Origin of the sequence: Methylocaldum sp. 14B (assembly GCF_002005105.1) — a bacterium.
Taxonomy (GTDB): domain Bacteria; phylum Pseudomonadota; class Gammaproteobacteria; order Methylococcales; family Methylococcaceae; genus Methylocaldum.
In genome coordinates this window covers 15,759-28,845 of record NZ_MSCV01000023.1, presented here as the reverse complement: position 1 = coordinate 28,845, position 13,087 = coordinate 15,759, and the positions used below count along the sequence as shown (strand labels likewise).

Annotated in this window: 10 protein-coding genes; 7 read left to right on the top strand and 3 right to left on the bottom strand. The window is 61.4% G+C overall.

Annotated elements, in window-relative coordinates; genetic code table 11:
- The first annotated feature begins 21 nt into the window (after window positions 1-21).
- The 3 genes from B2A78_RS16375 to B2A78_RS16365 all read left to right on the top strand — a co-directional run bounded on the left by B2A78_RS16375 (window position 22) and on the right by B2A78_RS16365 (window position 3,611).
- Window positions 22-987 (top strand): NAD(P)-dependent alcohol dehydrogenase, encoded by a 966-nt coding sequence (locus B2A78_RS16375; protein WP_077731087.1) that lies wholly within the window; start codon window positions 22-24, stop codon window positions 985-987.
- 80 nt (window positions 988-1,067) lie between these two features.
- Complete coding sequence (locus B2A78_RS16370; RefSeq protein WP_077731086.1) at window positions 1,068-1,283, top strand: hypothetical protein; 216 nt, start codon at window positions 1,068-1,070, stop codon at window positions 1,281-1,283.
- Window positions 1,284-1,340: 57 nt separating this feature from the next.
- A complete protein-coding gene (locus tag B2A78_RS16365; protein ID WP_077731085.1) occupies window positions 1,341-3,611 on the top strand; it encodes an autotransporter domain-containing protein in 2,271 nt (756 codons plus the stop codon).
- Window positions 3,612-3,922: 311 nt separating this feature from the next.
- On the opposite strand, the gene B2A78_RS16360 is transcribed toward B2A78_RS16365, so the two are convergent.
- From B2A78_RS16360 to B2A78_RS16350, 3 genes are all read right to left on the bottom strand, one after another.
- Window positions 3,923-6,874 (bottom strand): transketolase, encoded by a 2,952-nt coding sequence (locus B2A78_RS16360; RefSeq protein WP_077731084.1) that lies wholly within the window; start codon window positions 6,872-6,874, stop codon window positions 3,923-3,925.
- Between the two features lie 233 nt (window positions 6,875-7,107).
- Window positions 7,108-8,295 carry an FAD/NAD(P)-binding oxidoreductase gene (locus B2A78_RS16355; RefSeq protein ID WP_077731083.1) on the bottom strand — a complete coding sequence of 396 codons (1,188 nt, stop codon included), beginning with the start codon at window positions 8,293-8,295 and terminating at the stop codon, window positions 7,108-7,110.
- A 70-nt stretch (window positions 8,296-8,365) separates the two neighbouring features.
- Complete coding sequence (locus B2A78_RS16350) at window positions 8,366-8,791, bottom strand: OsmC family protein (protein WP_077731082.1); 426 nt, start codon at window positions 8,789-8,791, stop codon at window positions 8,366-8,368.
- Window positions 8,792-9,053: 262 nt separating this feature from the next.
- Between B2A78_RS16350 and B2A78_RS16345 the strand changes: the two genes are divergently transcribed.
- The 4 genes from B2A78_RS16345 (at window position 9,054) to B2A78_RS26910 (ending at window position 13,036) form a co-directional block, all read left to right on the top strand.
- Window positions 9,054-10,592, top strand: coding sequence for a serine/threonine-protein kinase (locus tag B2A78_RS16345; RefSeq protein ID WP_077731081.1), 1,539 nt, complete (start codon window positions 9,054-9,056; stop codon window positions 10,590-10,592).
- Window positions 10,593-10,970: 378 nt separating this feature from the next.
- Window positions 10,971-11,525, top strand: coding sequence for a c-type cytochrome (locus B2A78_RS16340; RefSeq protein WP_077731080.1), 555 nt, complete (start codon window positions 10,971-10,973; stop codon window positions 11,523-11,525).
- Complete coding sequence (gene coxB / locus B2A78_RS16335) at window positions 11,522-12,565, top strand: cytochrome c oxidase subunit II (RefSeq protein WP_077731079.1); 1,044 nt, start codon at window positions 11,522-11,524, stop codon at window positions 12,563-12,565. Before B2A78_RS16340 ends, coxB begins: the two co-directional genes overlap by 4 nt.
- A 345-nt stretch (window positions 12,566-12,910) precedes the next feature.
- The gene (locus tag B2A78_RS26910; RefSeq protein WP_276205403.1) at window positions 12,911-13,036 is read left to right on the top strand and encodes a hypothetical protein; all 126 of its coding nucleotides are present in this window, start codon (window positions 12,911-12,913) and stop codon (window positions 13,034-13,036) included.
- Window positions 13,037-13,087: the final 51 nt, after the last annotated feature.

Here is a 13,087-nt window from a genome sequence, read left to right as displayed (position 1 = left end):
CATCGAACAAAGGAGATGTCCATGAAAGCCATGCAATACACGGGCTACGGCGATCCGTCGAAAATTCATCCGGCCGAAGTGCCCGCGCCGAAACCGTCGTCCGACCAACTGCTCGTCAAAGTGGCCGCGAGTTCCGTCAATCCGATCGACTGGAAGCTGCATAACGGCAGTTTACGCGTTATCGTTCCGGTCCGGTTTCCGTCCATACCCGGCATGGACCTCGCCGGCGAAGTCGTGGAGATCGGCGCGAAGGTCACGCGTTTTCGGCCCGGCGACCGGGTGATGGCGTGTTTGCGCTCACGGGGTTTCGGAACGGCAGCCGAGTTCGCCGCGGTGGATGAACGCTTGGCCGCCTTGGTGCCGAAGACGATGAACGACCATGAAGCCGCGGCCTTGCCCTTGGCCGGACTGACCGCTCTCCAGGCTCTGCGCGATCTCGGCCGCCTGAAGGAGGGCGGCAGGGTGTTGATCGTTGGCGCTTCCGGCGGTGTCGGGCATTACGCCGTACAGATCGCCAAGGCGCTCGGAGCCAACGTTTCCGCGGTATGCAGCGGCGCCAACGCGCCCTGGGTACGTGAGCTCGGGGCGGACGAGATCATCGACTATACTCAGACGACCGAGTTCGGTCCCTTGGCCTCTTTCGATCTGATCTTCGATACCGTGGTTTCGGAGCCTTTCGGGCGTTATCAGGGTTTACTGAAACCGGACGGCATCTATGTATCCACTCTGCCCGCGATCGGTCTGATGGTTCGCTCAGTGTTGTTCCGGCTTTTTTCGAAGAAGAGGATCAAGACCGTCATGCTCAAGTCTAACGGGGAAGATTTGGCGTTCTTGAGCACACTGGCGGAACAGGGGCAGTTGCGTTCCGTCATCGATAGCGTGTTCCCGCTGTCCCAGTTGGATCTTGCGCATCGTCGGAGCCAATCGGGACACGCACGGGGCAAGATCGTCATCGACATACTCGGCGCATCTGCGGGATCGACCTGACACCTTCAACATCCGGGGATCGGTCCGCCGGGAATTATCGGAAAGACCCTATTCACTTCAATCGTTTTGGCTACAGATCTATGCGCATCGATTCATACGGCAACATGGAATTAACGGCGGAAGAAAACCAAGACCTCATGGATCGGCTGGACATACCCGAGAGCGATTACGACGATCCGCCCGTCGAAATCGAGTGTGTCGGAATAGAGAACGAGGTCGCCACGTTCAAGGCCACGAACACGAAAACGGGAAAGTCGGTTCAGATGGTATTCGACTTGATGGACGAGGAAGATTAGGTTTTTCGTCGCGTATAAGTCGGCCGAAACCGATATGAATCTGTAGCCGCCGGGCTGATGTCGAACTTCCTTCGCGGAACGCCCGGCGTTTGCCGCTTTTGCGGTATCGCAGCCGCGCTATGGCTTGCGTTGGGCCAAACGGCGGCTTATGCCGACTTCGTTCCTTTCGCCGATCAGATCGCGACTAACTTCTATTCCCTGCAATTGCGGGGCATTTCTTTCGAATCGGAAGGACAGCTTGCCGAGGTTTACGTGGCCGAGGGGACCATGGATCCCGCCTCTTTCGGTCACATCCGGATCACCGATTTAAGCGCCAACTCGATTCTTTTCGAGCAAACCTACGGAGATCTGGGGGGCATTTGCTGCAGTCCGCAGATCCGGGGCAGCTTTGCTCAGCAGCTCGTATTGCCCTATGCCACACCGCTCCAGATCGACATGAACGGCCAGGAGTTCAGCGGGATGTCGGTCCTCTACGGCAATACGGTGGTTGCATCGGGAAGAACATTTGACAATCAGTTCCCTTCCTTTTCGACAAGCTTGACGATTAATACCAACGTGCCGCCGACGGCAACCGACGATAGCGTCGCCATCCCGCGCGACCAGGCGACGGCGATCGGGGTGCTGAACAACGACGGCGGAGCACAGCTCCAGCTGGCCGGCGTTTCGGCGCCGGCCCACGGCACCGCTGTTCCGAGTGGCTCGTCGGTGATCTATACCCCCGACGCGGGATACGTGGGTATGGATTCGTTCGTCTATACCGTCACCAACCCGGCCGGAAGCGCCAATGCAACCGTGAGCATCACGGTCAATCCACGCCTGCCGACCGCCGCCAGTCACAAAACCAGCACCACGACCGGGCAGCCGGTAACCGTCACGGTAGTGGACAGCAATCCCGATCAGATCGTCGTGACCTCGGTGTCCCAGCCGGCCAACGGCACAGCAACGGTGAGCGGAACCACCCAGGTCGTGTATACGCCGAGAGCGGATTTCGTGGGGGAGGACCGCTTCACTTACACCGTCGCCAACTCGATCGGCGAGAGTACCGGCACGGTGACCGTGGTGGTCGGGGCCACTCTGAACACGGCCGGGGACCTGGTGCAGCAGGAATCCTTGGCCGGTACGCTTCAGAGCATCGTCAGCACCAACAGCGCGTCCGAAGCCTTGCGGGAGCGCATTCAAGGGCTTACCGAATTGCTGAATCAACCCGGCGGGCTGGAAAAGGTGGCGACAGCCCTCAGCAGCATCAGTCCGGAAGAAACCGCCGCGCAGGCCCTCGGCGGCGGGCGGATCTCGCAGATTCAGGTCGGCAACGTCAACCAGCGGCTGGTGGAACTGAGAGCCGGAAGTTCGGGTTTCAGCGTGAACGGATTGACCCTGAATCTCGACGGGCAGACGCTGCCGGGCAACCTGCTGGCAGCTATGCTTCCGTTCGGCAGCTCCGGCGGAGCCGGCGGAGACGAGGACAGCGGATTCAGCAGGCTGGGCGTCTTCGTGAACGGCCAGTTCGAGTCGGGAGACCGAAACACCACGCGCTTGCAGCGGGGATTCAATTCCAAGGTTTACGGCTTCACGGCGGGCGTCGATTATTGGTTCACCCGGCAGTTCCTGATGGGCGTGTCCGCGGGTTACGGCTATACCGAATCGAATACCGTCCGAAAAGGAGGCGACCTCGAAATCGACGGCACGACGTTTTCCCTGTTCGGCAGCTATCAGCTCACCGATCGCTGGTATCTGGACCTGGTGGCCAACGGTACCTACAACCAGTACAGTTCGACCCGGAACATCGCCTATATCGACGCGTTCGGGCCGGTGCGAATGACCGCCAAGAGCGATACGGAAGGCTGGCAGCAGCGCTACAGCGTCAACAGCGGCTACGATTTTCCTCTTGGCGCGTGGACACTGGGTTTGCGCGGGCGCACGGAATACGGACGGACCACCATCGACGGCTATACGGAGCGGGGCGCGGACCCGCTCAATCTGGCGATCGACGCGCAGACGGTGGATTCGGTAACCACGGCCTTGGGCGGAATCGTGTCTTATACCGCCGGCACGGCCGTCGGTGTGTTCGTATCGCAGCTCGGTGTGGAATGGGAGCACGAATTCGCGAAAGACAGCCGTCTGATCGGCGCCCGTTTCGCCGACGACGCCGGCGGGCATCGATTCACCGTGAGCACCGACAGTCCGGACCGGGACTATGTCAATCTCAGAACCTCCGTTTCGGCGGTGCTCCCACACGGCGGATCGGCATTCGTCCAGTACGAGACCCTGGTCGACAACCGCTTCGAAACACGCCATTCCGTCAATGCCGGCGTGCGGTTGGAGTTTTAGAGCATTTTCCGGTTGGGTGCGGAGGATGCGTCGGCAAGGGATTGTCGACCTACGCATCGGTGCCGCCAAGTAGGTCGGGAATCCTTTCCCGACACAGCCCATGGTAGGGCGGGTTAGGTGCGCACCATACCTTCCGCGCGTAACCATACGAGTCATGCGCACACCGTAACCCGCCGAAGGACGGCGTGGCGGGTAACGGCGCACGCAAAGCGTAGTGATCGATAGCTAGCTTGTGTTGGAGTGCGCCTAACCCGCCCCACGAAATCCGGTTTCGGTAAGCCGTCGAAACGGGCGGGGCTCGGTTCGTTAACCTATTCAAACTCCAAAATCTTTTCTTCGATCGCTCGCCGGGAGATGCCGTGCCGATCCAGCAGTTCTTCCATCGTTCCCGATCGGGGCTCTTTGCTTACGGCGAGACGATGTACGGGTACCGTGGAATTCAAGGCCGCCGCGACCGCATCGCCGAGTCCCCCGTCGCGCCAGTGGTCCTCGACCACCACGACGCCTTGTGTTTCCCGCGCCGCCTGCTCCAGGGTCGCCACGTCCAGCGGCTTGACCGAATAGGCATCGATGACGCGCACCGATATTCCTCGCTGCTTCAGGCTGTCATGGGCTGCGAGCGCCTCGTGCACGGTGATGCCGGCGGCGACGACCGTGAATCGGTCGTCCCCGCCGGAGCGCAGGGCCTTGCTGCCGCCGATCGGAAAATCTTCATCTTCGGAATAGATGACCGGGGTTGAAGGGCGCGTGGTGCGGAGATAGACGATGCCCGGCGTCTTCACCGCCAGTTCGGTCAGGCGTTCGGCGCTGACGGCGTCGCACGGGTACAGCACGGTGCTGCCGGCTAGGGCGCGGAACATGGCCAGATCCTCAAGGCCCATCTGCGAAGGGCCGTCCTCGCCTATGGACACGCCGGCATGACTGCCGCAGAACACGAGATGCGGCGGACGGCTGTGGCCCGCCATGCGGATGAAGTCGTAAGCACGCGAGAGAAAACAGGCGAAGCTGGCGGCGACCGGAATCTTGCCGGACACGGCCAGGCCGAGCGCGGTTCCGACCAGGTTCTGCTCGGCGATATAGCTTTGGAAGAAGCGCTTCGGATAGCTTCGGGCGAAAAATTCGGTGTACGTCGAGTTGCTCACGTCGCCGTCGAGCACCACAATTTCCGGCATGAGTCCCCCGAGCTTCTTGAGCGCATTCCCGAATCCCTTGCGCGTGGCGACCTTTTCGCCCGGCTGGTAGCCGACTTCGAGGCGCGGCGCCGGTTCGGGGTCGGAGCGCCGGATCTGGCCGACCCGCCGCGATTCCACCGTCATGTGCACGCCCGTATCGCCCAGTTCCTTGAGCGCCCTGTCCATCTCCTCCCGGCTCAGGGCCTTGCCATGCCAGCCGTGAGCGCCTTCCAGAAAGGGAACGCCGTGGCCTTTTTCAGTTCGGGCGATGATCGCCGTCGGGCCGCCTTTTCGGGCCCGATACAAGGCGTCGAGAATGGCTTCCATGTCATGCCCGTCGATTTCGATGGTCGACCATCCGAAGGACTGAAAGCGGCGTGCGAATACCTCGGTGCGGTGCCCATAAGGCGTGGGTCCGGTCTGGCCCAGGCCGTTGACGTCGACGATCGCGACCAGCCCCGACAGCTTGTTGAGAGACGCGAACTGCGCCGCTTCCCACACCGAGCCCTCGGAGCACTCGCCGTCCCCCACGAGGCAGAAGACCCGGCTGGCGATGCCGTCCAGGCGGTTGGCCAGCGCGATCCCGTTGGCGGCGGCCAGCCCCTGACCCAGCGAGCCGGTCGCCACTTTGACCCAGGGATTGGTCGGCGTCGGATGGCCCTCGAAGGTGCTGTCGATTTTGCGCAGCGAACCCAAGTCCTCGTGACTCGCGCCGGACTCGTGGAGCGCGGCCCATAAGATCGGGGCCGCATGGCCCTTGGATAAGATGAAGGAGTCCACGTTGCGGGCGCTCGGGTCGCTCGGGTCCCAGCGCATTTCGTGAAAGAAGAGGGCGGCGACGATATCGGCGCAGGACAGGCTCGAGGTCGGATGGCCCGATCCCGCTTCGGTCGTCATCATGACGACGTCGCGGCGGAGTTGGCGCGCCATTTTCTGCAGGAGGGCGATGCCGCGGCGATTCGAGTATTTCTGGCACTTGTCCGCCAGGCTGTTCATCAGGGCGTCGTACGGTTCGATGAATTTCTGTACGCCCTCGTTTTCGAGCTGGGCGGTAACCAGGCCGAAATCGATTCCGAGCTTCGAAAGCCCCTCCATCACCCCTCGCGCCTCGTCCGAGCCTTCCTCGATCGTGTCGCGCACCGCGCCGTGATCGGCGAAGGCGTCGATGGTCGTTTCCGGCATGGTGTTGACCGTGTGGGGCCCGATCAGCGGTTCCACGTACATGACATCCGAGTAGTCCGGATTTTTCGTGCTGGTGCTGGCCCATAGCATGCGCTGCATGCGCGCGCCCTTGTTTTCCAGAGCTTTCCATCGATCGCTCGCGATGATTCGCTTGAAGCTACGGTAAGCCAGCTTGGCGTTGGCGATCGCCGTCTTTCCCAGCAGCGTTTTCGGGTCCGGCTCGAGGTCGCGGGCAATCTCCGGGGAGATTCGCTGACTCAGGAGCTGATCCGCCAATACATCGATCCGGCTCAGAAAAAAGCTGGCCACGGAGGCGATGTTTTCCAGCGGGAGACCGGCCTCGGTCCTCCGTTCGAGCGCTCGGAGATAGGCCTCGGCGACGGCTTGGTAACGCTCGACGGAAAAGAGGAGGGTGATGTTGACGTTGATGCCCTCGAACAGAAGCTGCTCGATTGCGGGCAGGCCGGCGAGGGTGCCCGGAATCTTGATGAACAGATTGGGCCGATCGACGATGCGGGACAAATGCCGCGCCTGTTCGATCGAGGCCTCGGGGTAATGCGCGATGTGCGGAGACACTTCGAGACTGACGTAGCCGTCCAGTCCGGAGGTTTCGTCGTAAACGGGACGCAGGATGTCGCAGGCGTCTCGAATGTCGGTGGTCACCAGCGCTTCGTAGATCTCGCGCACGTCGGGGCATGGACGGCCGCCGCAGGTGAGGCTTTCGATTTGCTCATCGTAATCCTTGGTTCCGGCGATGGCTTTCTGGAAGGTCTGCGGATTGGAAGTCACCCCGCGCAGGCCTTCGCGGCGGACGCGGCATTCGAGTTCGCCGCTGGTGATCATGCGCCGCGTGAGATTGTCGATCCAATAGCTTTGGCCGTGCTCGATGAGTTTTAGTAGAGCGTTCATTATGTCTTCCGTCCTATAAGGATAACGGCGCCGGATACTGCCGAAACGTTCTGGGGCGTGAGGCCGAAACAAGCTGTGGTCGGTCGGCAAATCCCTTGCCGACAAAGAGGCGGTGCGTCGGGCAGTTGTAGGTCGGCAATCCGTTGCCGACGAAGCGGTGCGTCGGGAAGGGATTCCCGACCTACTCCCGAGCTGTGGTCGGTCGGCAATCCCTTGCCGACGAAGGCGTCTCATCAAAGCCTTCCCTTCAGGCTGCGAGGGTCGATCGGGCCGGGTTCGGCAATCAGCTCGCGGGCTAAGTCGACGCGTTCCCAGACGTTCCATAACAGCACGCCTCTGACCCGACCGTCCCGCAGGTAATAGACGACGCCTTTTCGGTTCGGCTCCGACCAATCGGCCACCGTTTCGAGGCGGGAGTCGGTTTCTCCGACGGCTTCGTATCCCAGTTCGAACAGATCCGAATAGAAAAACGGAAGATGGTGATACGGAACGGTTTCCCCGGCCATGTTTCGACCGGCGTGCTTGCCCATGGTATTGGCATTGTCTTCATGTTCGACCCGCAAGCGTGTGTCCAGGGCCGGATTGTAGAAATTGGCGACGTCTCCGCTGGCATACACGTCCGGAGTACCGGCTTGCAGGAGGCCGTTCACCACGATGCCGTTTTCCACTCGAAGGCCCGCGCCTTTCGCGAGCTCGATGTTGGGGACGATACCGATGCCGGCCACCGCGGCATCCACGGAAATCGCCCGTTCGTTGGTGGTCTTCCCGTCGCATAAGGTCAAGACGAGCTGGTTGTCCGACTTTTGAAGATCGGTGACCTGCTGTCCGGGCAGCACCTCGACGCCCTGCTGTCGATAGTAGTCGTTCAGGAACAGGCTGAGGTCGGGCGGGAACAGTCGCGCCCCTATCCCTTCTTCGGGAAAGGCCATGACCACTTCCTTGCCGTTCATCGCCAGAGCGGCCGCGATCTCGGAACCTATGAATCCGCCGCCGATGACGGCAAAGCGCTGTTTTTCCTCGCTCAGCGCGCGAAGACGCTGATAGTCGTCGAGGGTTCGAAAATAAATGATGTCGTCGCCGCCGAAGGGGAGTCGCCGCGGGGTTCCGCCCGTCGCCAGCAGCAATTTATCGAAGGTGTAGGCGGTCCCTTGATCGTCGTCGATGCGCTTGGCCGCGAGATCCAGCGTGCTGGCGATCCGGCCGAGATGCAGAGCGACATTCCGTTCGACGTTCTTCCGCCAGATGCGCTCGAACGGTTTTCCTTTCCAGAGTCCTTTGGAGAGGGGCGGGCGGTTGTAGGGAGGGTGCGCCTCCGCGCCGATCAGTCCGATCGTTCCCCCGGTATCGATCTCGCGTATGCCCCGAATCGCGGCGTCCGCCGTCATTCCGCCGCCGATGATGAGATAGTTGTAGTGCGGCATATCATTCGCCTCCGTCGGCGCCCTCGTCCATCAAAGGTTTCGGCCGCGAGCGCCTTGAACTGTTTGGGCGCTAAACGAGCTTCGCCCTGAGCTTGATTTCGGCGCCGGTGAGAAGCCGGGAGACCGGGCAATTCCGTTTCGCGTCGTCGGCGAACGTCTGGAATGTCGCTGCGTCGATTCCGGGTACGTCGCCCTCGGTATCCAACTCGATCGCGGTGATCTTGAACCCTTCGCCCACCTTTTCGAGGTGGACTTTCGCCGTCGTCGCAATGCGCTTGGGCGTGTGCCCGGACTGCGCCAAGCCGTGTGCCAGCGCCATGGAAAAGCAACCCGCATGCGCCGCGCCGATGAGCTCTTCGGGATTGGTGCCTTGTCCCTCTTGAAAACGGGACGAAAACGAGTAGCTCCCGGTGAAGGCGCCGCTGCCCAATCGCATGCTTCCTTTTCCCTGAGCGAGATTGCCTTCCCACTCGGCCGATGCGCTTCGTACCGCCATGTTCCCTCCTTTAAGATCTCTAGGTCTAAGACGGTGGGTGGGAAGCTACTGCACGTCCCGATGGCGGCCCTTCGACTAAGCTCGGGATGAACTTATCCTCGGACCACTCGTGACGTTCCCCGCGCACCGTTTAAGGTATGAGACTTTTCTCCGAAAAGAGAGTTGCACGTTTGTTTTTCCGCATCCTTCCGGGGAGGGTCTATCATAAAGAACGCCACCGAGCTGCGATGTGTTTGCAAAACAATCTTCCCTGATAAGAAAAATGACAGATATTCAGCAAACGTCTGGTGATGATGCACTCGACAAAACCAGGATCTTGCCCTCGTCCACCGGCAATCGTCCGGGTCCGACCGCGGTTGCCGCAGACGACGATGCGGAAAAGACGCGGCTGGCGACCCTCGCCCCTGGGGTGTCGGAGGCGCCGCGTCCCGTCGCGGCGCCCGCGCCGAGCGATGATGGCGATTCGACTCGGCTGAGTACCCGGACCGGCCACAGTGTCCCGCTGCCGGTCGAATCCGCGTTAACGGTAAGGCCTTTGCAAATCGGCGACGTCCTCAAGGACCGGTTCGTGCTGGAGCAGGTGCTGGGCGAGGGCGGAATGGGCGTAGTGTTCAAGGCACTGGACCTGCGCAAGAAAGAGGCCAACGACAAAGAGCCCTACGTTGCTTTGAAGGTCCTCAACGAGGATTTTCAGCAAAATCCCGTTTCCCTGATCGCGCTCCAGAGGGAGACCAAACGGGCTCAGACGCTTTCCCATCCGAACATCATCAACGTATATGACTTCGACAGGGACGACCGGCACGTCTTCATGTCGATGGAATACCTCGAAGGCCAGCCCCTCAACCGATTGATCCGAGAGCTTCCCGAGGGGGGCATGCCGTTCAAGAAGGCCTGGCCGATCATACAGGGCATGGCGGAAGCGCTGGCCCACGCCCACAAGAAGAACATCGTCCATTCGGATTTCAAGCCGGGCAACGTCTTCATCGACGAGAACGGCGAAGTCAAGGTGCTCGACTTCGGCATCGCCTGCGCCGCGGGCCGAACGGACAAGAAGGGCGGCGACGCGACCGTATTCAATGCCCGCGATCTGGGGGCGCTGACGCCGGCTTATGCGAGTTACGAGATGCTCAAGGACGAGGAGCCGGACCCGCGCGACGATATTTACGCCCTGGCCTGCGTGACTTACGAACTTTTGGCGGGGAAACATCCGTACGCAAAAATTTCGGCGGACGTCGCGGTCGAACTGAAATTGCAGCCCAAGCCCATCTCCGGCTTGAACGGCAGGCAATGGAGAGGTCTCAAGAGAGCCCTCGCCCTCAAGCGCGAGGACCGTACCCCGACGGCCGAGGATTTCATCGGCGATCTGCAGAAGCGGTCGCCGGTGTTCTACGGAAGCTGGGCCGCCGCCACGGTTGTCGTCCTGGCCATCGGCAGCAATGTTTACATGGGCCTGCATAAAGCCAAGGAGCCGCCCAAGATCGCGACCACGCTCACCGCCGAGCAGCACGCGAAAGTCGCGGATCTGCTGGAACTGGCGGACATTCACTTCGAGGTCGGCTATTTGACCGCCCCGACCGGCGCCAATGCTTTGTGGGCCTACCGCGAGGCGCTCAAGATCGATCCCTACAACGAAAAGGCGGCCAGCGGCATACAAAAGATCGCGAACGCCCTGGAGCTGGAGGCATGGAAAGCGTTCGAGCAAGGCAACCGCGTCGATAGCCTGAAGAAAGTATTGGAGGGGCTGGAAGCCGTCCCGAATCACGATGGTCTGCTCAAACTCAAGGGCAAGCTTGAACGTTGACAATGGAGCGTCCCGCGTTTCCGCTCCGTTTCCGGATACGCGGTTCGGGCTCGCACGCTGAGCGCCGGTCCCGAGGGACGGCAAGTCTAGGCATTTGTCATCCCGTCTTTCCGCCATCTCCCGCTATTCCTTGACAGCATTTCAGAAAAATCCGGTCTATGCGCGGAAATGCCGGAGCTCTGTACGAACTATTGCGTATTTTTGGATAGAACGAAGGGCGGCCTGATCGAAATTATTGGATACGGAGACGTAAGTCCTCGTGTAGCGTCCTGGTAGCTTATCGGATTGGAGTGCCGTAACAAGAGCGGTCCGAGATAGGCGCGCAACTCCGAAAGTACGGAGTACCCTGAATCGAAGGAACGCAGAGGGTCGTCCCGCATGAATGACCGATGTTTTCGCCGAAAATTGCCGCTGGGGGCGCTGGCTCTGTCGGGCGTTTTCGGTTTGGGTCTTGTTGCCGGCTGCCGGGAAGAACGGGGCATAGGCGAGTTCAGGCAGGCGCCGCCGGCAGGGGGAACGCCCACCGGCGCGCCCATGGTTGATTTGCGCCCCGGCCCCGAGATGCCGGAGCTGCCGCGATTCCGAAATCCTTTCGCGGGGGACCGGCAGGCCATCGCCGAAGGCAAGGAGCTCTGGGACTGGTTTAACTGCTCCGGCTGTCATGCCAGCGGCGGCGGGGCAATCGGTCCGCCGTTGATGGACGACGAGTGGATCTACGGTCCTCACGACGACAACCTGTTCGCCAGCATCGTCGAGGGCCGGCCCAAGGGTATGCCTGCCTACGGCGGGCGGATTACCGATGTACAGGTCTGGCAGATCATCGCTTACATCCGCACGCTGCAACCCGAGTACGCGGCGACCGGCGCGCCTGAACCCAGGCGCCGGGAATCGGCGGATGAAAGCGGGAAATCGCCCGGCGAGCCGAAACGATGAACCAAGGCGCATGGAATCCGGGCCGGAGCGGGGGGGCACGATGCCGGGTGAAGCGGGTCGTCCTTCCGATTTTCGTCTTGCTGTTCGGCGGCTGTTCCGGGGTTCAGGACGCCACCAATCCGATGAGCCCGCAGGCACAGATGCTGGCCAACCTGTGGTGGGCCATGTGCATCGTGGCCACGCTGATTCTGCTGGCGGTCATGGTTGCGCTTCTGACCGGCGTGTGGCGCTCGCGGGGCCGGCGCGGGGAAGCGCCTCTGAATCGGCGCCAGAGCCGCAATCTGGTGCTCGCCGGCGGCGTGATACTGCCGGCTATCGTACTCCCGATCGTTTTGATTTCCAGCGTGTCGATTCACCGAGAACTTTCGGCGGAGCCGCCGGAAAATGCGCTGACCGTGGAGGTGATCGGACGCCGCTGGTGGTGGGAGATCCGTTACCTCGACGAACAGGATAGGGCGGTCGCGGTTACCGCCAACGAAATCCACATCCCGGTCGGCCGGCCGGTGAAATTCCTGCTCAAATCCAGAGACGTCATCCACAGCTTTTGGGTGCCCAATCTGAGCGGCAAGATGGATCTGATTCCAGGTCAGACCAACGTCGCTTGGCTCACCGCCGACCGGACCGGGGAATTTCGCGGCCAGTGCGCCGAGTTCTGCGGCATACAGCATGCGAACATGGCTTTTTGGGTGGTTGCGGAGCCGTCCGAAGTCTTTTCGAACTGGCTGGCTCGGGAGCGCGCTCCGGCGGTCGAGCCCGCCGATCCGGTTCTCGCCAGGGGACTGCAGGTCTTTCTTTCATCGCCGTGCGTACTCTGTCACTCGATCCGCGGGACCGCCGCGCTCGGACGGGTCGCGCCCGATTTGACCCACCTGGCCAGCCGGCGGACTCTCGCGGCCGGAACCCTGCCCAATACTCGCGGCAACCTCGCGGGCTGGATTCTCGATCCTCAGCACGTCAAACCGGGCAACAAGATGCCTCCCGTCAATTATGACGCCGAGAGCCTGCATCCCTTGCTGAGTTATCTGGAGAGCCTGAAATGAAGGAGAAATTTTACACGCAGTCGCCGGCAAGGGATTGCCGGCCTACAAAGGCTGGCGCTTGTTTCGGCCTACATGCTCGCGCCCGAGGTAGGTCGGGAATCCTTTCCCGACAGCTTCGTCGGCAATGGATTGCCGACCTACGATCTTCCCGACTGCCTCGGGACAGGCTCCGTGTTCCCGGCATGGTGGCCTTCCCGCCGTTGATTGCCGGAAACGCTGACGCTTATTCCGGCCTACCAGCTTGCGCCCCAAGCAGGTCGGGAATCCCTTCCAATCGCAAACGGTCATCCGGGGAAGGGGCTGGCCGGCGCTCCCGGCCAGGCCGTTTGCGATTGGAGCACCCGAATGACCGTTTGCGATTGGAGCGCCGAAGCCCCCCTTCCCGACGCCACGTCCCGGCCGCGCGTGTTCGTCGGCAATGGATTGCCGACCTACGATCGAGAAGTTTACGGACAGGGGCATCCTACATAGGCCGAGATAAGCCCCTTGGCTCCAGTCGGGACAGGCTTCGCGTTCGCGACA

Bases quoted from the DNA above. Each gene is read 5' to 3' on its own strand.
- B2A78_RS16375 (WP_077731087.1), top strand. From the start codon at position 22: ATGAAAGCCATGCAATACACGGGCTACGGCGATCCGTCGAAAATTCAT.
- B2A78_RS16370 (WP_077731086.1), top strand. From the start codon at position 1,068: ATGCGCATCGATTCATACGGCAACATGGAATTAACGGCGGAAGAAAAC.
- B2A78_RS16365 (WP_077731085.1), top strand. From the start codon at position 1,341: ATGTCGAACTTCCTTCGCGGAACGCCCGGCGTTTGCCGCTTTTGCGGT.
- B2A78_RS16360 (WP_077731084.1), bottom strand. From the start codon at position 6,874: ATGAACGCTCTACTAAAACTCATCGAGCACGGCCAAAGCTATTGGATC.
- B2A78_RS16355 (WP_077731083.1), bottom strand. From the start codon at position 8,295: ATGCCGCACTACAACTATCTCATCATCGGCGGCGGAATGACGGCGGAC.
- B2A78_RS16350 (WP_077731082.1), bottom strand. From the start codon at position 8,791: ATGGCGGTACGAAGCGCATCGGCCGAGTGGGAAGGCAATCTCGCTCAG.
- B2A78_RS16345 (WP_077731081.1), top strand. From the start codon at position 9,054: ATGACAGATATTCAGCAAACGTCTGGTGATGATGCACTCGACAAAACC.
- B2A78_RS16340 (WP_077731080.1), top strand. From the start codon at position 10,971: ATGAATGACCGATGTTTTCGCCGAAAATTGCCGCTGGGGGCGCTGGCT.
- coxB (WP_077731079.1), top strand. From the start codon at position 11,522: ATGAACCAAGGCGCATGGAATCCGGGCCGGAGCGGGGGGGCACGATGC.
- B2A78_RS26910 (WP_276205403.1), top strand. From the start codon at position 12,911: ATGACCGTTTGCGATTGGAGCGCCGAAGCCCCCCTTCCCGACGCCACG.